The sequence below is a fragment of the Pseudomonas sp. genome (assembly GCF_046581935.1).
In the GTDB taxonomy this organism is placed as follows: Bacteria; Pseudomonadota; Gammaproteobacteria; order Pseudomonadales; family Pseudomonadaceae; genus Aquipseudomonas.
The window spans coordinates 156,924-176,268 of record NZ_JAYGFK010000012.1; the positions used below are offsets into that span (position 1 = coordinate 156,924).

At 58.1% G+C, this 19,345-nt stretch carries 18 protein-coding genes, 1 tRNA gene and 2 riboswitches; of the genes, 12 read left to right on the plus strand and 7 right to left on the minus strand.

What is annotated here, in order from left to right; genetic code table 11:
- Nucleotides 1-92 precede the first annotated feature (92 nt).
- Entirely contained in the window at nt 93-431 is a 339-nt protein-coding gene (locus VCA57_RS08570) for a tryptophan synthase subunit beta (RefSeq protein ID WP_411184552.1), read from the plus strand.
- A gap of 72 nt (nt 432-503) precedes the next feature.
- On the opposite strand, the gene VCA57_RS08575 is transcribed toward VCA57_RS08570, so the two are convergent.
- Together VCA57_RS08575 and VCA57_RS08580 are read right to left on the minus strand one after the other, a co-directional pair.
- Nucleotides 504-761, minus strand: a complete 258-nt coding sequence (locus VCA57_RS08575; RefSeq protein WP_411184553.1) for a DUF1145 domain-containing protein — start codon at nt 759-761, stop codon at nt 504-506.
- Between the two features lie 131 nt (nt 762-892).
- Nucleotides 893-1,300 carry a hypothetical protein gene (locus VCA57_RS08580; RefSeq protein ID WP_411184554.1) on the minus strand — a complete coding sequence of 136 codons (408 nt, stop codon included), beginning with the start codon at nt 1,298-1,300 and terminating at the stop codon, nt 893-895.
- A 247-nt stretch (nt 1,301-1,547) separates the two neighbouring features.
- A riboswitch (guanidine-I (ykkC/yxkD leader) is annotated at nt 1,548-1,672 on the plus strand.
- Between the two features lie 54 nt (nt 1,673-1,726).
- On the opposite strand from VCA57_RS08580, the gene VCA57_RS08585 reads away from it, so the two are divergent.
- From VCA57_RS08585 to uca, 7 genes are all read left to right on the plus strand, one after another.
- Nucleotides 1,727-2,803 (plus strand): putative urea ABC transporter substrate-binding protein, encoded by a 1,077-nt coding sequence (locus tag VCA57_RS08585; RefSeq protein ID WP_411184555.1) that lies wholly within the window; start codon nt 1,727-1,729, stop codon nt 2,801-2,803.
- 177 nt (nt 2,804-2,980) lie between these two features.
- Nucleotides 2,981-3,088, plus strand: a riboswitch (guanidine-I (ykkC/yxkD leader).
- A gap of 64 nt (nt 3,089-3,152) precedes the next feature.
- Nucleotides 3,153-4,220, plus strand: a complete 1,068-nt coding sequence (locus VCA57_RS08590) for a putative urea ABC transporter substrate-binding protein (protein WP_411184556.1) — start codon at nt 3,153-3,155, stop codon at nt 4,218-4,220.
- Nucleotides 4,221-4,320: 100 nt separating this feature from the next.
- Nucleotides 4,321-5,136 (plus strand): ABC transporter permease, encoded by an 816-nt coding sequence (locus VCA57_RS08595; protein WP_411184557.1) that lies wholly within the window; start codon nt 4,321-4,323, stop codon nt 5,134-5,136.
- Nucleotides 5,133-5,927, plus strand: coding sequence for an ABC transporter ATP-binding protein (locus VCA57_RS08600; protein WP_411184558.1), 795 nt, complete (start codon nt 5,133-5,135; stop codon nt 5,925-5,927). The genes VCA57_RS08595 and VCA57_RS08600 overlap by 4 nt, the downstream gene beginning before the upstream one ends.
- A 27-nt stretch (nt 5,928-5,954) precedes the next feature.
- Nucleotides 5,955-6,683, plus strand: a complete 729-nt coding sequence (locus VCA57_RS08605) for an urea amidolyase associated protein UAAP1 (RefSeq protein ID WP_411184559.1) — start codon at nt 5,955-5,957, stop codon at nt 6,681-6,683.
- Between the two features lie 11 nt (nt 6,684-6,694).
- A complete protein-coding gene (locus VCA57_RS08610) occupies nt 6,695-7,330 on the plus strand; it encodes an urea amidolyase associated protein UAAP2 (RefSeq protein ID WP_411184560.1) in 636 nt (211 codons plus the stop codon).
- A gap of 191 nt (nt 7,331-7,521) precedes the next feature.
- Nucleotides 7,522-11,145 (plus strand): urea carboxylase, encoded by a 3,624-nt coding sequence (gene uca / locus VCA57_RS08615; protein WP_411184561.1) that lies wholly within the window; start codon nt 7,522-7,524, stop codon nt 11,143-11,145.
- A gap of 85 nt (nt 11,146-11,230) precedes the next feature.
- On the opposite strand, the gene VCA57_RS08620 is transcribed toward uca, so the two are convergent.
- Nucleotides 11,231-11,893, minus strand: coding sequence for a class I SAM-dependent methyltransferase (locus tag VCA57_RS08620; RefSeq protein WP_411184562.1), 663 nt, complete (start codon nt 11,891-11,893; stop codon nt 11,231-11,233).
- A gap of 301 nt (nt 11,894-12,194) precedes the next feature.
- Between VCA57_RS08620 and VCA57_RS08625 the strand changes: the two genes are divergently transcribed.
- From VCA57_RS08625 to VCA57_RS08640, 4 genes are all read left to right on the plus strand, one after another.
- The gene (locus tag VCA57_RS08625) at nt 12,195-12,410 is read left to right on the plus strand and encodes a cysteine-rich CWC family protein (protein WP_411184563.1); all 216 of its coding nucleotides are present in this window, start codon (nt 12,195-12,197) and stop codon (nt 12,408-12,410) included.
- Nucleotides 12,411-12,416: 6 nt separating this feature from the next.
- Nucleotides 12,417-13,109, plus strand: coding sequence for a pseudouridine synthase (locus VCA57_RS08630; protein ID WP_411184564.1), 693 nt, complete (start codon nt 12,417-12,419; stop codon nt 13,107-13,109).
- Nucleotides 13,110-13,486: 377 nt separating this feature from the next.
- Nucleotides 13,487-14,371 carry an alpha/beta fold hydrolase gene (locus VCA57_RS08635; protein WP_411184565.1) on the plus strand — a complete coding sequence of 295 codons (885 nt, stop codon included), beginning with the start codon at nt 13,487-13,489 and terminating at the stop codon, nt 14,369-14,371.
- A gap of 95 nt (nt 14,372-14,466) precedes the next feature.
- Nucleotides 14,467-14,540 (plus strand) — tRNA-Gly (locus VCA57_RS08640).
- 262 nt (nt 14,541-14,802) lie between these two features.
- Here VCA57_RS08640 and VCA57_RS08645 read toward each other — a convergent pair.
- From VCA57_RS08645 to VCA57_RS08660, 4 genes are all read right to left on the minus strand, one after another.
- Nucleotides 14,803-15,117, minus strand: a complete 315-nt coding sequence (locus VCA57_RS08645) for a ComEA family DNA-binding protein (RefSeq protein ID WP_411184566.1) — start codon at nt 15,115-15,117, stop codon at nt 14,803-14,805.
- 138 nt (nt 15,118-15,255) lie between these two features.
- Nucleotides 15,256-17,229: a polysaccharide biosynthesis protein gene (locus VCA57_RS08650; protein WP_411184567.1), complete on the minus strand. Its 1,974-nt coding sequence runs from the start codon at nt 17,227-17,229 to the stop codon at nt 15,256-15,258.
- Between the two features lie 128 nt (nt 17,230-17,357).
- Nucleotides 17,358-18,386 (minus strand): MraY family glycosyltransferase, encoded by a 1,029-nt coding sequence (locus VCA57_RS08655; protein WP_411184568.1) that lies wholly within the window; start codon nt 18,384-18,386, stop codon nt 17,358-17,360.
- The gene (locus tag VCA57_RS08660; protein ID WP_411184569.1) at nt 18,383-19,345 is read right to left on the minus strand and encodes a UDP-glucose 4-epimerase family protein; all 963 of its coding nucleotides are present in this window, start codon (nt 19,343-19,345) and stop codon (nt 18,383-18,385) included. Before VCA57_RS08660 ends, VCA57_RS08655 begins: the two co-directional genes overlap by 4 nt.

Genomic DNA, 19,345 nt, shown 5'->3' on the forward strand with positions numbered 1-19,345 from the left:
AACCAAGCCTGCGCCGACTGAAAGCCATAACCCCCGCTACCATTAGCAGGCAGGCTATTAATTCAGCACGGCCACAAGGCCAGGAGCGGTCGATGTTATATGTGAAGCGCGATGCACAGGGCCATCTACAACAGGTCGAAGATACCCCCTTCGAAGGCATGGACGGCGAACTGCAGGACGACAGCCAAGAGGCTCAAGCCTGGTATGCCAACCAAACCGTAGAGAGCAGCCTGCTGCAACTTGAGCAGAGCGACTTGGACATGATCCGGGTACTGGAAGACTTGATCACCGTGCTAATCCGCAAAGGCGTAGTACGCATTACCGACCTGCCGCAAGCGGCTCAAAGCAAGCTGGTAGGCCGCAGTAAAGCGCGGGATGCCTTGGGTGGTTTGCACCAACTGATCAACAATGACGAGTCGGGGCTCATCTAGAACCCCAGCTCAGGACATGTTCCGCATCAATGCACAACGTCCAGCTAATACTGGTTAACCGGGCGGTTCAGCTCACCGACCGGCAATCGTCAAACTACGCAGATGGATAAAGCCAAACAGCAGCACCTGCAGCCGATGCCACCAGAGCTGTGGCCGACCAGCCAAGCGGGTATTGAACAACAGCATCTCGCCTGCGTGCGCCAGCAGCAAAACACCAGCAATCACGTTGAGCGCCAAGTACCAGCCCTCGCCCATCGGATACAGCAGGTTGAGCAGCGCCAATAGCCAGAACGCTGCAAGCGAGCCTTTGGCGAACATCAAAAAATGCATGAAACACTCCTTCGTCAGGTGAATAACCGCTGGCTAGTCTGCACCGAACCCGGCCGGTATATGTCCGCACTTTGGTCGGGTCCGGAAGCCTCACGGCACCCAATACAGTACCGGGACGCTAAAGGCTTAGCTCACCGCTGGCGCTCCCACCCGCGCCGATTATCGTCACGGCTATTTGCCCCTCGCAGCACATCATTACGGCTCGGACGCGACTGTTGCTGACCACCAGAGTCATGCCGTTGGTTGTGCGCGCGAGGCGGCGCTACACGGTAATCGGCACGCCCCTGCGGCTTGTATGACTGGTAATGGCGCGGTGGTGGAGCCGGCACATAATGACGCGGGGGGGCGTAGCGCCGCTCGTCATAGCGATAAGCCGGGTAGCGTTGCTGCGGCACCACATACACCGGATACGGCTGCGTTTGGTAATACGTCGTCGAGTAGTAACGGTCATAACCGGGGTGCCCATAACCGCCGCCATAGACGGCGCAACCGCTTAAAGACACCAGCAACACCGCCAATATTATGGATTTGTAAGACATGGTGCCTCCTTCAAGCGCTAATGCGACAGCAACTGCTGCCTCTGCCAGAGATCGTTCTCACAGCATCAGACAGCGGCTCAGTCCAATCAGTGCGGCGAGCAATAAAGCCACTTTCGTGACAAGCCATTTCACCCCTGACGCATAAGCGCGGCGTGATGGCGCAGACAAACCTGGCACAGTCCTCGCTTAGGTTTGCCTGATTCAAGGAAATGCGTACGGCAGCAAGTCGCTTGCAGCCAGACAATCGGCAATAGTCGACTAGGGTTCCGGTTCGCTGATCAGACCATCAGCGAACGACTGGTCCGAGAGTCGACGACCTCAAGCAGTGGCTACGGTCACGGGGTTACACGGCGGGATAAAAGCCCGGGAGAACGCACAGCACTGCTGCTCGCTTTCCTGCACCCGTTGACTAACCCGAGGCTACCCATGCTGCTACGTACCCTACTCGCCCGCCTGACCGCCACCTGCTTACTTGCCAGCCTATTGCTGCAACCGGCACACGCGGCAACTGAACCGAAAACCTTCAAGCTGTGCTGGTCGATCTTCGCTGGCTGGATGCCCTGGGGATATGCCGCCAGTGAAGGCGTGATGCAGAAGTGGGCCGACAAGTACGGCATCCGCGTTGAAATCAGCGAGGTGCCGGATTATGTCGGCTCCATCGAGCGCTACAGCGCGGGCGAGTTCGATGCCTGCTCAATGACCAACATGGATGCACTGACCATCCCGGCCGCCGCCGGCGTGGACTCCACCGCCCTGATCATCGGTGACTTCTCCAACGGTGCAGATGCCATTCTGCTACGCGGCTCAGGCCTGAGCCTGAAGGACCTCAAGGGCAAAACCGTGCTGCTGGTGGAAAACTCGGTGTCGCATTACCTGCTCAGCCGCGCACTGGAATGGGCACTGCTTAAGCCCGAGGATGTGACCATCCAGAACGTTTCCGATACGCAGATTGCCGAGGCCTTTCTTGCCGGCCAAGGCGATGCGGTGATCACCTGGAACCCGATCTTGGCCAAGATCAAACGGCAGGCCCAGGTTAGCCAGGTATTCAGCTCCAACCTGCTCCCCGGCGAGATCGTCGACCTTACCGTGGTCAACAGTAAAGTCCTGGCCGCCCACCCAGAACTGGGTAAAGCGTTGACCGGTGCCTGGTTCGAAACCCAGCGCCTGATGGGCATGCCCACCGACGCCGGGCGCGCGGCACGGGCCAAGATGGCGAGCGCCGCCGGCACCACGCCAGAGGACTTCGACCAGCAACTCAACACCTTGCGCTCGTTCTACTCACCGCGTTACGCCCTGGCCTTCGCCCGCGCCAACAAGATGCCGGAGCTGATGCTGCGCGTCGCCCACTTCGCCGATCAGCAGAAGCTACTGGGTAACGATGGCAAAGGCCTGGATAAACTGGGCATCGCCTTCAGTGATGAGCGCAGCCTGGGTAATGCTGACAACATCATGCTGCGCTTCAACGGCAGCTTTATGCAGATGGCCGCTGAAAAAAGTCTGTAAGCCAACGCCCCGCCATGCAGCACGCACAAACAGCAGCGCTCCGCCATGGTGCAACCATCTGGCAGGCACTGCGGTAAAAACCGTGCGCTAGCGGGGATCAGCAAGATGGCACGATGTTCGCAATACCTAAATCGTGCAGGAATAACCCGCTTCGGCGGGATCGCGGCACCACAATTTGCAATAGCCGACTAGGGTTCCGATCCGCGATCAGATGATCAGCGGGTGCTGGTCCGAGAGTTGGCGACCTCCTTCGAGGTTACACGGCGGGATAAAAGCCCGGGAGAACGCGCCCCACCAAGGGGAACCGCCGCGCACTCCTGCCCGTACTTCTCGAACTGGAGGCTCCATCATGCGTAAGACCCGTCTGTGTTCAGTACTCACCGCCTGCCTTGCCGCAGCCATCAGCTTCACTAGCCACGCCGCGCCGAAAAGCGATTTCAGCGTCTGCTGGACCATCTATGCCGGCTGGATGCCTTGGGATTACGCTGCTGCTGAAGGCATCGTCGACAAATGGGCGAAAAAGTACGACATCAATATCGATGTGGTGCAGATCAATGACTACGTCGAATCGATCAACCAATACAGCGCTGGCCAGTTCGACGGCTGCACCATGACCAACATGGATGCCCTGACCATTCCAGCCGCTGGCGGCGTCGACAGCACCGCACTGATCGTCGGTGACTTCTCCAACGGCAACGACGGCATCGTGCTCAAGGGCGAGAAGAAAACCCTCGGCGACCTCAAGGGGCAGAACGTCAACCTGGTCGAGCTATCGGTATCCCATTACCTGCTGGCCCGTGGCCTGGAGCGCGCTGGGCTCGCCGAAAAAGACCTGAAAGTAGTCAACACCTCCGACGCCGACATGGTCGCCGCCTTCGCCACCGATGACGTGACCGCGGTAACCACCTGGAACCCGCTGCTGGCCGAGATTGAAGCCACACCGAGCGTGACCAAGGTGTTCGATTCGAGCCAGATCCCCGGCGAGATCATTGACCTGATGGTGGTCAACAGCGACACCCTCAAGGACAACCCAGCGCTCGGCAAAGCACTGACCGGTGCCTGGTACGAAATCATGGCCACCATGAGCGCTGACACCCCAGCCGGCAAAGCTGCCCGCGAACACATGGCCAAGGCCTCCGGCACTGACCTGGCAGGCTACGAAGCGCAGCTGGCGGCAACCAAGATGTTCTACTCGGCTAAGGATGCCGTGGCCTTCGCCAATAGCCCGAAACTGCCGGCCACCATGAGCAAAGTTGCCGAGTTCTCCTTCAGCCACGGCCTGCTCGGTGAAGGCGCGCAAAGCGCTGATGCCATCGGCATGAGCTTCGCCAAAGGTGTCGTCACGGGTGACAAGGGCAACCTCAAGCTGCGCTTTGACCCGAGCTATATGCAGATGGCGGCTGACGGCACGCTGTAAGGGCATGCGTTGCATCTGTGGGAGCGGTTCAACCGCGATCGCGGCTAAAGCGGAATGCCGCCCAGCCGCTCCCACAGTTCACTCCTGACGAGAAACTGCCATGCGCCTGATCAACCGACACCCGGACCGTAGCGGTCGCCTGCTGCTGATCCTGCTGCCCTTCGCCCTGCTGCTGTTTGCCTACTTTGCGGGCTCCACGGCACGCCTAGCGGAAAACCCGAATGACAAGCTGCTGCCGAGCGCGTCGCAGATGGCCGCCGCCGTTGATCGACTGGCGTTTACCGAAGACAAACGCAGCGGCAACTACCTGTTCTGGGAAGACAGCGCCTCCAGCCTCAAACGCCTCGGCATGGGTATCGGCATCGCAGCGCTGGTCGGTCTGTGCCTGGGGATCGCGGCGGGCATCCTGCCGCTGTTCAGTGCGCCGCTGTCGCCGCTGCTTACCGTCCTGTCCATGGTGCCGCCGCTGGCGATCCTGCCGATTCTGTTTATCGTCTTTGGCCTGGGTGAGCTGTCCAAGGTCATGCTGATCGTCATTGGCATTACCCCGGTGCTGGCGCGCGACCTGGAGCAACGGGCGCGGGAAATCCCGCAAGAAATCCTGATCAAGGCGCAAACCCTGGGTGCCAGCACCTGGACCCTGATCCTGCGCGTGGTGCTGCCGCAACTGCTGCCGCGCCTGCTGATCGCCCTGCGTCTGGTGCTCGGCTCGGCTTGGCTATTTCTGATTGCCGCCGAGGCCATCGCCAGTACCGACGGCCTCGGTTATCGGATCTTCCTGGTGCGTCGCTATATGGCCATGGATGTCATCCTGCCCTACGTGGTGTGGATCACCCTGCTCGCCTGGTTGATGGACCTAAGCCTGCGTCAGCTCACCCGCCTGTGCTTCCCCTGGTATGAAGGAGCCAAGGCATGAGCGCCTTTATTGAAGTGAAAAACGTCTGGCAGGAATACGGCGATCAAGTGGTGCTTGAGCGCTTGAACCTGAGCATCAACGAAGGCGAGTTCTGCACCTTGGTCGGCGCATCCGGCTGCGGCAAGTCAACCTTTCTGCGCCTGCTGCTAGGCCAGGAGCGCGCCAGCCGTGGCGAGATACTCTTAGGAGGCCAGCCGCTGGCGGCCGAGCCCGATAGCAGCCGTGGCGTGGTGTTCCAGCGTTACTCGGTATTCCCCCACCTGAGCGTGCTGAATAACGTCGCCATCGGCCTTGAACTGCCGCGTTCAAAACTACTCGGCCGTTTGTTTGGCGCGGCCAAGCGCGATGCCCGCGCGCAGGCCGAGGTCATCCTGCACAAGGTCGGCCTCGGTCACGCCCTGGATAAATACCCCAGCCAGCTCTCAGGTGGCATGCAGCAGCGCCTGGCGATTGCTCAAGCATTGATCATGAAGCCGCGTGTACTGCTGCTTGATGAACCCTTCGGCGCACTTGATCCCGGCATCCGTAAAGACATGCACAGCCTGCTGCTGGAGCTGTGGAACGAAACCAAGCTGACCGTGTTTATGGTCACCCATGACCTCAGCGAGGGCTTCAGCCTCGGCACGCGCCTGCTGGTGTTCGACAAAACCCGCATTGACCCACACGCGCCGAACGCTTTCGGCGCGCGCATTACCTATGACATCCCCCTCAACAGCGACCGCCGCGCCACCCGCGCCGCCGTCGACGGGTTGCCCGCGCCTATCAGCGGCAACCTGCAACCGGCGCTCTGAGCCCCGGCCACTCTAAGGAGCAGCACCATGACCACTGCACTGACCCTGCGCCCCACGCTCTATGAGGAAACACTGCCTGGCGGCGGACACACCTCCTTTATCCTCAAGCGCGGCCAACTGCTGCGTATCACCGACCTGGAAGGCGGTGCCAATGCCAGCCTGCTGCTGCTCAATGGCAATGAGAAAAGCGAACGACTAAACCTGCCGGACTCGCTGAAGTGCCAACACACCGCCAAATTCACCAGTGGCCACTGCCTGTACTCAGACATGGGCCGCGTGCTGGCCGCCATTACTGCCGACACCTGCGGCTGGCACGACAGCTTCGGCGGCGTACTGAATGCCCAAGAGGTGCAGGAAAAATACGGCAACGGCAGCTATCAGCAACTGCGCAACGGCTTCTTCCGTAATGGCGTGGACAACCTGCTGGTGGAAATGGGCAAGTGGAATCTCAACCTGCAAGACCTGCTGATGACCCTCAACCTGTTCAGCAAAGTCACCGTCGACAGCGACGGCTGCTTCCACTTTCAACCCGCTAACTCCGAGGCTGGCGACTACATCGAGCTGTACACGCCGATGGACACCTTGGTGGTGCTCACCGCGCTGCAGCACCCCATGGACCCCAATCCCGAGTACGCGCCCAAGCCGCTGCAACTGTCCTGGCACCAGGTTGCCAGCGACGGCATCAGCGTGCTGTGCCGTACCTCGCGCGCGGAAAACGCCCGCGGCTTCCACAACACCGAACGTCTGTATATCTGAGGCCCGCCAACATGACACTTATCTCCAGCGACAAGCACCCGGAAGCGGCCGTCTACCGCGCCACCATCGGTGCCGGCGAGCCCTTTATGACCGAGATCAAGGCCGGGCAAACCCTGCGCCTGCTCGACCTCGAAGGCAATCAAGCGGTCGACACCCTGTTCTACAGCGCACGCAACCCACGCGAGCGTTATGACGTGCAACGCACTCTGCGCAAACAAAACCGCGTGTACCTGACCACCGGCAGCGTGCTGTATTCCAACCTGGGCAACCCGCTGCTAACCATCAGCGCCGACACCTGCGGGCGTCACGACACCCTCGGCGGCGCCTGCGCGCAAGAGAGCAACACCGTGCGCTATGCCCTCGACACGCGCTATATGCACAGCTGCCGCGATAATTTCCTGCGCGCCAGCCTGCACGACGGCCGCCTGAACAAGGCCGACATCAGCGCCAACATCAACTTCTTTATGAACGTGCCGGTGACGCCTGAGGGCGGCCTGACCTTTGAAGACGGCATCTCCGCTGCCGGCAAGTACGTCGAGCTGATCGCGCACATGGATGTGATCGTACTGATCTCCAACTGCCCGCAACTGAATAACCCCTGTAACGGCTACAACCCGACCCCGGCCGAAGTGTTGGTGTGGGATTGAAGCAGCTACACGCCTCGTAGGATGGGTTGAGCGCAGCGATACCCATCAACCCTGTGACTGCCGATGGGTGACGCCTTCGGCTAACCCATGCGGCCCGACCCATCCTACGGAAAACGAATTTCGCCCCCGGACGACCGGGGTGCAGACCGAATAGCGCGGGACGGCCCGCCTACCCTTTCGAGGGCACACCCATGTTCAATAAGCTGCTGATCGCCAACCGTGGTGCCATTGCCTGCCGCATCCTGCGCACCTTGCGTAGCCTGAATGTAAAAGGCATTGCCGTGTATTCCGAAGCCGACCTCGCCAGCCTGCACCTGCAGCAGGCCGACGAGGCGCACAGCCTGGGCGAAGGCCCGGCAGCCAATACCTATCTGGTGGTCGAGAAGATTCTCGCCATTGCCAAAAAAACCGGGGCCACGGCCATCCACCCTGGTTATGGCTTTCTCTCGGAAAACGCCGCCTTTGCCGAAGCCTGCGAAGCCGCGGGTATCGCCTTCGTCGGCCCAACGCCCGAGCAACTAAGGGTATTCGGTCTCAAGCACACCGCCCGCGCCCTGGCCAAACAGCACGGCGTACCGATGCTCGAAGGCACCGAGCTGCTGGAAAACCTCAATGCCGCGCTGGTGGCCGGCGAGCAAGTCGGCTACCCCGTGATGCTAAAAAGCACTGCCGGCGGTGGCGGCATCGGCATGCGTGTGTGCAACAGCGCCGCCGAGCTTTCCGACGCCTTCGAAGCGGTAAAACGCCTGGGCCAGAACAACTTCAGCGACAATGGCGTGTTTATCGAGAAATACATCCAGCGCGCCCGTCACTTGGAAGTGCAGGTATTCGGCGATGGCCAAGGCGAGGTTCTGGCCCTGGGCGTACGCGACTGCTCGGTGCAGCGGCGTAACCAGAAGGTGCTGGAAGAAACCCCAGCGCCCAACCTGCCCGTCGGCATGGCCGAAGAGCTGTGCGCGGCGGCGATCAAACTAGCCAAGGCGGTTAATTACCGCAGCGCCGGCACCGTGGAATTCGTCTACGACAGTGAGGCTGAGCGCTTCTACTTCCTCGAAGTGAACACCCGCCTGCAGGTCGAGCACGGCGTTACCGAGCAAGTGTGGGGCGTGGACCTGGTGCGCTGGATGATCGAACTCGCCGCTGGCGACCTAGCGCCGCTAAGCGAGCTGGAAAAAAACCTACAGCCCAGCGGCCACGCCATTCAGGCGCGTCTGTATGCCGAAGATCCAGGCCGCGACTTTCAGCCCAGCCCCGGCCTGCTGACTGCCGTGAACTTCCCGGCAGCCGATGGCAAGCATTTGCGTATCGACACGTGGGTAGAAGCTGGCTGCGAAATTCCGCCCTACTTCGACCCCATGATCGCCAAGCTGATTACCTGGGCAGCCACCCGCGAGCAAGCCAGCACCGCGCTGGGTCAGGCACTGACTGACAGCGTGCTGTATGGCGTGGAATGCAACCGTGACTACTTGCGGCAGATCCTGACTTACGCGCCCTTTGCCAGTGGCAATCCCTGGACCCGCTGCCTGGAAGGTCTGAGCTATACCGCCGAGACCTTTGAGGTGCTGTCCGCCGGCACTCAGACCACGGTGCAGGACTACCCCGGACGACTGGGTTACTGGGCGGTTGGCGTGCCACCGTCAGGGCCGATGGACAGCCGCGCGCTGCGTCTGGGCAATCGCCTGCTCGACAATCCCGAGGGCGCTGCCGGCCTGGAAATCACCATGAGCGGCCCGCTGCTGCGCTTTAACACCGCTGCGGTAGTGGCGATTACCGGAGCTGAAATCCCGGTCAGCGTGGATGGCGTCGCACAACCGATGAATAGCGCATTGCTGATCAACGCCGGCAGCTCCCTCAGCCTCGGCACCATTGCCGGCTCGGGTGCGCGCAGCTACCTGAGCCTGCGCGGCGGTCTTCAGGTGCCGGATTATCTGGGCAGCAAAAGCACCTTTACCCTCGGCCAATTCGGCGGTCACGGCGGCCGCGCGTTGCGCGCCGGTGATGTCTTGCATATTCCCGCACTGACTGACCGGAGCGTTGGCGCGCAACTGCCAGCCGAGCTGTGTAGCGCCCTGCCGGCCGTGCGCAAAATCCGCGTGATCTACGGCCCGCACGGTGCACCGGAGTACTTCACCCCAGCCTATATCGACACTTTTTTCAGCACCGACTGGGAAGTGCACTTCAACTCCAGCCGTACCGGCGTGCGCCTGATCGGCCCGAAACCGCAGTGGGTGCGCGACAGCGGCGGCGAAGCCGGCCTGCACCCGTCGAATATCCACGACAACCCCTATGCGATTGGCGCGGTGGACTTTACTGGCGACATGCCGGTGATCCTAGGCCCAGACGGCCCAAGCCTGGGCGGTTTCGTCTGCCCGGTAACGATTATTGAAGCCGACCTGTGGCAGCTCGGCCAGCTCAAGGCCGGAGACAAAGTACGTTTTTCCCCGGTGGATATCGCCACCGCGCGTGAATTGGCCAAGGCGTGCAATGCAGAAGTACAGGATCTCGTAGCCTGGATGAAATCCGGGAGCATCGCGGCGAATAGCCCCCGGATTTCATCCGAGCTACAAAGCCCCATCGTGCTGGATATCGGCGAAGCTGATAAACGCCTGGTCGCGCGCCTGTCCGGCGACACCCACTTGCTGCTGGAAATCGGCGCACCTGAGCTGGATCTGGTGCTGCGTTTCCGCGGCCATGCGCTGATGCAGGCGCTCGAAGGCAAGCAGCTCAACGGCGTAATCGACCTGACACCGGGCATCCGCTCACTGCAAGTTCACTACCAGCCAGAAACCCTCGCGCTGACCGACCTGCTCGACATCGTGGCGGGCGAGTGGGATGCCGTGTGCGCCACCGGCGACCTCAGCGTACCGTCGCGCATCGTCTACCTGCCGCTGTCCTGGGATGACCCGGCCTGCCAACTGGCGATCGACAAATACATGACCACCGTGCGCAAAGACGCGCCCTGGTGCCCGAGCAACCTGGAATTTATCCGGCGGATCAACGACCTGCCCAATCTCGACGAAGTCTACAAAACCGTATTCGACGCCAGTTATTTGGTGATGGGCCTCGGCGACGTCTACCTCGGCGCGCCGGTGGCCACACCGCTGGACCCACGCCATCGCCTGGTCACCACCAAGTACAACCCGGCACGCACCTGGACAGCGGAAAACTCAGTGGGCATCGGCGGCGCCTATATGTGCGTGTACGGCATGGAAGGCCCCGGTGGCTACCAATTCGTCGGGCGCACCCTGCAGATGTGGAACCGCTACCGTGAGGTTGCCGCATTCAACGGCAAGCCCTGGCTGCTGCGCTTCTTCGACCAGATTCGCTTCTACCCCGTGAGTGCGGACGAACTCACGCGCATCCGTCGCGACTTCCCACTGGGCCGCTATGACCTGCGCATCGAAGACAGCGAGCTGAAGCTGGCCGACTACCAGCAGTTCCTCACGGCAGAAGCCGAAGGCATTGCGGCTTTTCGCAACCAGCAGCGAGCCGCCTTTGACGCCGAACGCCAACGCTGGATTGCCTCCGGCCAGGCGCATTTCGAAGCAGAAGAAGTCGCCCCGGATTTAGGCGAAGACGCACCGCTGGAAGCCGGCCTGCACAGTATCGAGAGCCATATCGCGGGCAACCTCTGGCAAGTACAGGTCGAGACCGGCAGCGCAGTGAAGGCCGGTGATGTACTGGTGATTCTGGAGTCGATGAAGATGGAAATCCCCATCCTCGCCCCACGTGACGGCATCGTGCGCGAAGTACGCGTGCAACCCGGCTCAGCGGTACGCTCCGGACAGCGCGTGGTGGTATTGGCAGAGGATTAAGCGCCTGCCTGCTTTGTGAGGGGGGCTTTAGCCGCGACCAGGCTTCATACCTGGCAACGACTGAAGCCCTGCACAGTCGAAAACCCTAGCGCCGATAACTGAGGATGCGCCCTTTGAACGGTGCATCCGGGTTATCCAGCAGGTTCAGGCTATCGGCCAACTGCAGGTAACCATGCTCGAGCATCTGCCGGGTAAACCGTGCGCTGTGGCCACGGCCAGGGTCAACAATCAGCACAGCCGCATGCGCACTGCAGTGACGGTCAATAAAGCCAGCCAACAGACTGGGGTGGTCACGCTCGTAAAGCAGATCGCTACCAATCACCAGATCAAACAGCCCCAATTCAAGGTAATCCTCTGCCCAATCACAGTTCAGATAAGGCACGGGAGCCAATTGATTCAACGCAGCATTGCGCAACAGAAACTCACCCGCCAGCGGATGATAGTCACTGGCGGTGATATCGGCCCCTAAGCGCTGCAACACCAAACTGGTCAGCCCTAGGCCGCAACCCAGCTCGAGAATGCGCAAGCCATCTACCGGCATACCACTGAGGGTCTGCGCTAGCACCTCTCCTGCCGGCCACAATTGACCAAACAACGGCCACGTAGCGGAAGATATGCCGGCCTTTTCAGCCAGGCCATCGCCATCAGCGAACTGCTGTTTGTCACGCAGGGAACACAGATGAAAATCTTCTAGCCCGATGCTTAGGGTGGAATATTTGATCCGATAAGTGGCAGATCGACTCGGCATAGAGGGCTCGGTGTGCTGAAAAGACTGCAAGCAAGGGCAGATCAGCAAGGCGCGATGCCGGCAAGGCACCACGGGTCACCAAGGAGACGTTTGTGTAGCAGCACCATAGTCCTCATGGGTAAGCGCAGCAAGCGGCCATAGCGGCGAATAAGCTAAACGGTGTGGCGGTTTCAACAGCGCGGGCAGGCATCGATCGTTACAATGTGCAGGCCTTGTAGGACATACCAACAGACCACCCCATCGGCAATCAGCACCAACCGTAAGCCATAGCAGCCCCTAACCGCCTCACTAGAGACGCCGCATGCATGATCAAACCACCCGCTGCCCCTGCTGCGGACAACTCAACCAATGCGCCCAAGCCACATCCGCTGCAGCGGTAAATCAATGCTGGTGTTTTACTGTGCAAGTTGATGCCCAGCAGTTGGCCAACCTAGCGCCAGAACAACGCAACCGCCGCTGCCTATGCCCACGCTGCGCCCAGGGCTTACCGCCTGAGCAGCCAGCAGCTACTGACTGACTCCCCATGCGCCTCGACCGATTTCTCAGTAACCTGCCCCTGCTCAATCGCCAGGCGGCTCGCCAACTGCTGGCCAGCGGCCGCGTGCGGGTGGACGGCACGGTAATTGGCGATGGTTTGTACGAGGTCAGCCAGTTCAGCCGTATCGAGACCGATAGCGAGCTGCTGCAAGCCGGCAAACCCGCCCGCTATTTCATGCTGCACAAACCGCCCGGCGTGGTCAGTGCCACCACACACCCGGATCACCGCACCGTACTCGATCTGCTCAACGAGCCAAACAAGGCCGAACTGCATCTGGCTGGCCGACTGGACCTCAACACCAGCGGTCTGCTGATTATCACCAACGACGGCCAGTGGTCACGCCGCCTGACAGAGCCGCGCAATCGCCTGGGCAAGGTCTACCGGGTAGAAACCGAGCAGCCAATCAGCCCTGAATACACTGAGGTGTTCGCCCAAGGGTTGTACTTCGCCTACGAAGACCTCAGCACCCTACCCGCCGAGCTGGTCATCCTCAGCAGCCACAGCGCCCAGCTGACCTTACACGAGGGTCGCTACCATCAGATCAAGCGCATGTTTGGCCACTTCCAGAATAAAGTTACCGCTCTGCACCGCCTGAGCATGGGCGCCATCGAGCTCGACCCACACCTGCAACCCGGCCAATATCGCCCACTCAGCCCTGGCGAAATCGCCAGTTGCTGACCGTCAATCTGAATTGCCCAACAACGCACAAGAAAAAGTAAATTGCTCCTTGCCAGTAGCAAACACGGCTGCTTAAATCGAACCATAAGGTCTTAACGTGACTTAAAAGTCACAAGAGCCATCTAAGCGTTCTTTTGGTTACTTGCGCATCGCGCGAAATGGGTTCCTGCCTGGTTAAAGACACCGCTCCACACCTGCAAAAAGGTCGTGGCCGATGTTCTATTACAGCCCTAACTGATTGAAAATAAATAACTTATAAAATCCTCCAGCCTGACATCTTGCTGTCACGTCCAGGCGCTTTCCTACTGTCATACATTGTTTGGTCCAACGGCACTGCCGTTGTCCATGGTTACTTTTATGCGCCAGGAGGAAACGACATGAAGCCAGCCATCGCTGTCGTCGATATTCACAGGACGTTCAAGGTTCACACGGAGTTCTACGCCAACCCCAGCGCACGCAAAACCATCATTCTGGTCAATGGCTCGCTGGCTACCACTGCCGCCTTCGCGCAAACCCTCAAGTATTTGCGGCCGCAGTTCAACGTGGTGCTCTACGACCAGCCCTACGCCGGCCAGTCCAAACCGCACAACAACCACACTCGACCGATCAGCAAGGAAGATGAAGCGACTATTCTGCTGGAGCTGATTGAACAGTTTCAGGCCGACTACCTCCTGTCATTCTCCTGGGGCGGCGTCGCTGCAATGCTGGCTCTGGCACAGCGCCCAGAACGGATTGAAAAGGCCGTCATCACCTCCTTCTCGCCACTGCTCAACGAGCCCATGCTCGACTACCTGGAAAAGGGTATGACCCACCTGCAGGCTATCGACGGGGAAAATGTCGGCTTGTTGGTTAACAGCACCATTGGCAAATACCTGCCTTCGCTGTTCAAGCGCTATAACCAGCGGCATATCAGCACCCTCGACAGCCACGAGTACCTGCAGATGCACGCGCACATCAACCAGGTGGTGCACATGGATAACCACTGCCAAATGGACTGCCTAACCGCCATCGACATCCCGCTGTTGTTTATCAACGGCGAACACGACGAATACACCTCGCCGACGGATGTGCGCCTGTTTGCCAAGTACCTCGGTGATTGCCAATTCGCCACCATCAACAACGCCGGGCACTTTCTCGACATGGAACACAAAAGTGCATGGCTACAAAGCCAAGCGGCTCTGCTGAACTTCCTGCAGGCCCCGGTCCGCAACAGTTCCAGCTACCACAGCAAGCTCGAGCAGAACCACGCGATTGCCGTATGAAGCAGCCGCTCACCTTGAGTCTGTAGCGCATTGCTAAAGATAGCTGCGCTGCAGGCTTCATTTCGGCCAAGACTTCCGGTATAAAGGCACCCGCTGCGGGTGTCGTATAATGGTAATACCCTAGCTTCCCAAGCTAGAGCCGTGGGTTCGATTCCCATCACCCGCTCCAAAACGCATATTTAAAAGCCCTGAAAACTCACAAGTTTTCGGGGCTTTTTTGTTTACGAGCTAAGACAGTGTCGAAGGCCAAGATTAGCTGCGCTACATCACGGCAAGTGATCTGTAAATAGCAGCGCATGCTCATAGTGACGAACGAGTGACCAAGCACTCTTGCTAGGAGAGGATGCTGTCGCCGACAACTCTCAGGACGATCTGCAGAAATAAAAAGGCCGGCTAATAACCGGCCTCTATCTTTACAGCGGCTGAACGCGTCAGTTAGTGCTCAACTTATCGCGATTCTTTTCCAGCGTTGACTCGCCAATACCCTTGACCTCCAGCAGCTCATCCACCGAAGCAAAGTCACCATGTTCATCACGGTAAGCCACAATGGCCTGCGCCTTAACCTCGCCAATGCCTAGCAACTCACGTTGCAAGGTGGCCGCATCGGCAGTGTTGAGGTTGACCTTGTTTGTGGTGGAGACTTCAGCAGTCGGCGCTTGCGGAGCCGGGGTTTCAGCCGCAAAAGCCGCCGGAGACATGGACACAAGCAGAGCGAGCAACAGCGAGGACAGTTTGATTTTCAGCATAGTACGCATCCTTCCGTGGGTTATCGAACGAGTGGAATAGTCCACACATACTCAAACTTAGACGCGACTCTGCTGCTGTCAAACCACTCCAGTAAAAAATACAGCCGTAGTGCTCAAGCAAACAGGAAAACACGGTGCCTACAGGGGTTTTATCCGCCGCTGCTGGTGCATCCAGTCGACAATCTCACCCTCTGGTTTGTAACCACTAACAGTCTCGCGCAACAACTGGCGGACCCGATCATAGTCATCTCGCTCTACCGCATTCAAAAGCGCGCTCAACACCGACTTGAATGCCTCCCAAGACAGATGTTCCTCATTAGCACGCATGATCATCGGGTGCTCGGTAGGGCTAACGTTATCGCCGATCAGCAGCTCCTCATACAGCTTCTCGCCAGGTCGTAAGCCGGTGAACTCGATAGCAATATCACCATGGGGATTTTTATCTGAACGCACGCTCAGGCCGCTGAGATGAATCATCTTTTCGGCCAAAACAGCGATTCTGACTGGTTCCCCCATATCCAGCACAAACACATCACCACCCTCGCCCATAGACCCGGCTTGGATGACCAGCTGCGCGGCCTCAGGGATAGTCATAAAGTAACGAGTGATATTGGGATGGGTAACCGTGACGGGCCCACCCTTGCGGATCTGCTCGTGGAACAAAGGGATCACCGAACCAGATGAACCCAACACATTGCCAAACCGCACCATTGTAAAGCGTGTTTTGTTGAGCCGATGCAGCGCCTCATCATCGTCAAATAACACGGGAGCGGACTCACAACTTAAAGCCTGCAGGACCATCTCAGCCAACCGCTTGGTACTGCCCATCACATTAGTCGGACGCACCGCTTTATCGGTGGAGATCAGGACGAAATTATCAACGTTGGCCTTAACTGCCGCCTGAGCCGTGAACGTCGTTCCCAACACATTGTTCAAAACACCTTCTGCGATATTGTGCTCAACCATGGGCACATGCTTGTAGGCCGCAGCGTGATAAACAGTATTCACAGACCAAGTAAACATCACATCGTATAAACGACCTAGATTGCGAATAGAACCCAGAACAGGCACTAAACGAACCGATAAAGACTCACGTTTAACACGTTGCTCCAGTTCTGTATGAATACTATAAAGATTGAACTCACTATGTTCGAAAAGTATCAATGTAATCGGCGAGTTCGCAACAATCTGCCTACACAGCTCCGACCCAATTGAACCGCCAGCACCGGTAACCATAACAACCTGGCGAAGGAGACAGCGCTCAAATAACTCCCTGCGAGGTGGCACTGAATCTCGCCCAAGTAGATCAATAACATCGACCTCCTGCAGGTCACTCACACTGACCTGGCCACTGGCAAGGTCCATAAACCCCGGGATTGTCCGCACATGTAAAGGGTAAGACTCTAGCTCCGCCAATATTTCCCGACGCCTACTACGTGATGCAGAAGGAATGGCCAACAGCACTTCCTGGGCATCGGTCTGCAAAATCATCTGCTCAATTTCACTCGACCTATAAACCTTGACGCCACTGATGACTCGCCCAACAACACCCGCGTCATCATCAATAAAAGCTACTGGCTCCATGCGCCGCCCGATACGAAGCGCTGCAAGCAACTGATTTCCGGCAGCGCCTGCCCCATAAATCGCGACCTTAGGTGAACAGTTGCTAATAGTGCGACGTACCGAGAACAACTCACCACTGAAATACTGCCGCATAAACAGGCGAAGACCGCCCGCAAAAAATAACGAAAGCGCCCAATAAATAAAGATGACCGAGCGCGGCATAAGCTCTTCTGGTCTCATCAGGTATATCACCACCGCCAAGAGTAACGCAGAAAGGCTGACGGCATTGAAAATGGTGACTAGTGCGTCGCTGCCAAAATAACGCAACACTGCGCGATAAAGTCCAAAGCGGATAAATAACGGGATAGCAGTGACAGGCGCGGCGACGAACAGCCAGAGGTAATCACCAAAGGGATTAATCATCCCATCGAACCCCAACCGGATAAAGAACGCCAGCCAGAGCCCCCCCCAGAGCAGCAATACATCAGCTAAAACCTGTAGGGCACGCTTTCGCTGCCGTGACATCTGCAGAAGAGAACTGCGCAGCATTTAAAACCTCTTTAGAAAATATGACATAGGCTAAATACAGGTACAGCACACCTGAAGAAGCAAAGATTAAACAGGACGACGCAGAGTACTTAACCGTATTAATTAATTGCTCCAGCCAAAGACCGCTCTCAATCTTCCGCCTTGCCTGCATTGAACCTGAGTGCCAAAACAACCAGTGGGGCATAGGCCAGCAATACACCAAGCAAACCATCTAGCCAGCCGAGTGATACCACCAGTGCCACCGGGAATAGCCAAAACAGGTTGATCGCAAGTACGCCCATGGTTACAGGGAAGTGCCGCCCTAACTGACGAGTTGCAAATTGATAAGCATGACTACGATGAGCTTCATACACCTTTTCTCGACGTAACATCCGGCGTAATAAAGTTAGGGTTGCATCGACAATAAAAACCCCAAGCAGAATCAACCACCCCCAGAACAGCATCGGGTTTGCCCAGCCGGCCTGCAACGAAAAAATGCCAAACACAATTCCGAGAAAACCGCTACCTGCGTCCCCCATAAATATCCGCGCAGGAGGAAAGTTCCAGATCAAAAAGCCTGTCACACCAGCCGCCAACATCAACAGTGAGAGCACGGTAACTGGAATGAGCGAACTGGTACTCGTCACCGCGTAGAGCACTGCGCCGCCTAGGCAAACACAGATCGCCTCAACACTGGCAATGCCATCGATGCCGTCCATAAAGTTGAACAGATTCAACAACCAAACCAGATAGAACGCAGCTAGCGCATGACCAACCCAGCCCAAATGCAGGATGCCACCGAATACAGTTAATGTCGGCATACCGCCAAGCCAGTAAAGCGCCCAAGCAGCCGCAGCAAAATGTCCGAGTAAACGCCAGCGCGCAGCAATATGGCCGTGATCATCAAGAAACCCGAGCATAGCAATACTCAAGCCAGCACCAGTAAGAGCATAGAACAGATCGGAGTAAATGCCCAAGCCAGTGAAGAAGGCAACACACAGGCCGAACAGGAACGTGATAACAATTGCCACCCCCCCCCCACGTGGGGTTGGCAGGCTATGCGAGCTTCGAGCATTAGGCACATCCATCAAACTGCGAACGAGTGCATAGCGGCGTAACAAGCCAGTCAAAACCCAGGACAGCACAGCCAATACAGCAATAAAAAGCACAAAAGTCATGATTTCAGCTGTTCCAAAAAATGCGCCGCAGTCAAAGCCAGTGCCTGATTGACGGTAACAGGAGGTGTCCAATTGAGTCGCTCACGGGTCTTGTCGATATTCACTTGTAGCGAACCGCAGATACGCTGGCTCAGGTCCTCACGACCAATAAACCGCGCACCGCCCTCCAACCAAGACTGTGGTACCGGCAGCAAGTGTGCAGGACGGCCCAGAGCCTGTCCTATACGGCGAAGCAATTCACTGGTCGATAAGTCCTCGCCATCACTCACAAGGAAGCGCTCTCCAACTGCGGCTGGGTGCACGAGGCAAAGAACCAGCAAATCTACAAGGTTATCCAGAGCCACCAAGCTGCGGCGATTTTCAATAGCTCCAAGTGGCAAAGGAATTCCCTTATTCAGCCAACGCAGCATGCTCTGGAAGTTGGCCTTGACTCCCGGCCCATAGATAAGCGGTGGGCGAACGATGACCACTTCAAGTCCACTCGCAGTCGCCAGAGCCAGCAAGCCTTCTTCGGCTTCTAGCTTGGAGATACCGTAAGGATCATTTGCAGCGGGCGCATCATCGGCACTGAACGCTTCACCCGGCAGAGTCCCCTCACCATTAACTTTGATTGAACTGACAAAGACAAATCGCCGCACTCCTGCCTCAACAGCCTGCTGCGCTAGACGCAGCGTCCCCTCGACATTTGTGCGGCGAAACTCGGCCAACGGGTCAGCCGCCTGCTCCTGCATCACATGCACTCGCGCAGCGCAATGGATCACTGCATCGACATCTTGCAGAGCCATATTCCAGTCGGCATCTGGACCTAACGCTGGAGCGACGCAGAACTCAAGCTTGCTGGGCGTCTTACCTGGAAGCTGGCGCATAGCACTACGCAACGAATGTTGATTGTCCGAAAGCAGGCGCGCCTGTACGGCGCGCCCGACAAATCCGCTAGCGCCAGTTAGCAACACGCGCAT

Bases quoted from the DNA above. Each gene is read 5' to 3' on its own strand.
- VCA57_RS08570 (WP_411184552.1), top strand. From the start codon at position 93: ATGTTATATGTGAAGCGCGATGCACAGGGCCATCTACAACAGGTCGAA.
- VCA57_RS08575 (WP_411184553.1), bottom strand. From the start codon at position 761: ATGCATTTTTTGATGTTCGCCAAAGGCTCGCTTGCAGCGTTCTGGCTA.
- VCA57_RS08580 (WP_411184554.1), bottom strand. From the start codon at position 1,300: ATGTCTTACAAATCCATAATATTGGCGGTGTTGCTGGTGTCTTTAAGC.
- VCA57_RS08585 (WP_411184555.1), top strand. From the start codon at position 1,727: ATGCTGCTACGTACCCTACTCGCCCGCCTGACCGCCACCTGCTTACTT.
- VCA57_RS08590 (WP_411184556.1), top strand. From the start codon at position 3,153: ATGCGTAAGACCCGTCTGTGTTCAGTACTCACCGCCTGCCTTGCCGCA.
- VCA57_RS08595 (WP_411184557.1), top strand. From the start codon at position 4,321: ATGCGCCTGATCAACCGACACCCGGACCGTAGCGGTCGCCTGCTGCTG.
- VCA57_RS08600 (WP_411184558.1), top strand. From the start codon at position 5,133: ATGAGCGCCTTTATTGAAGTGAAAAACGTCTGGCAGGAATACGGCGAT.
- VCA57_RS08605 (WP_411184559.1), top strand. From the start codon at position 5,955: ATGACCACTGCACTGACCCTGCGCCCCACGCTCTATGAGGAAACACTG.
- VCA57_RS08610 (WP_411184560.1), top strand. From the start codon at position 6,695: ATGACACTTATCTCCAGCGACAAGCACCCGGAAGCGGCCGTCTACCGC.
- uca (WP_411184561.1), top strand. From the start codon at position 7,522: ATGTTCAATAAGCTGCTGATCGCCAACCGTGGTGCCATTGCCTGCCGC.
- VCA57_RS08620 (WP_411184562.1), bottom strand. From the start codon at position 11,893: ATGCCGAGTCGATCTGCCACTTATCGGATCAAATATTCCACCCTAAGC.
- VCA57_RS08625 (WP_411184563.1), top strand. From the start codon at position 12,195: ATGCATGATCAAACCACCCGCTGCCCCTGCTGCGGACAACTCAACCAA.
- VCA57_RS08630 (WP_411184564.1), top strand. From the start codon at position 12,417: ATGCGCCTCGACCGATTTCTCAGTAACCTGCCCCTGCTCAATCGCCAG.
- VCA57_RS08635 (WP_411184565.1), top strand. From the start codon at position 13,487: ATGAAGCCAGCCATCGCTGTCGTCGATATTCACAGGACGTTCAAGGTT.
- VCA57_RS08645 (WP_411184566.1), bottom strand. From the start codon at position 15,117: ATGCTGAAAATCAAACTGTCCTCGCTGTTGCTCGCTCTGCTTGTGTCC.
- VCA57_RS08650 (WP_411184567.1), bottom strand. From the start codon at position 17,229: ATGCTGCGCAGTTCTCTTCTGCAGATGTCACGGCAGCGAAAGCGTGCC.
- VCA57_RS08655 (WP_411184568.1), bottom strand. From the start codon at position 18,386: ATGACTTTTGTGCTTTTTATTGCTGTATTGGCTGTGCTGTCCTGGGTT.
- VCA57_RS08660 (WP_411184569.1), bottom strand. From the start codon at position 19,345: ATGCGCGTGTTGCTAACTGGCGCTAGCGGATTTGTCGGGCGCGCCGTA.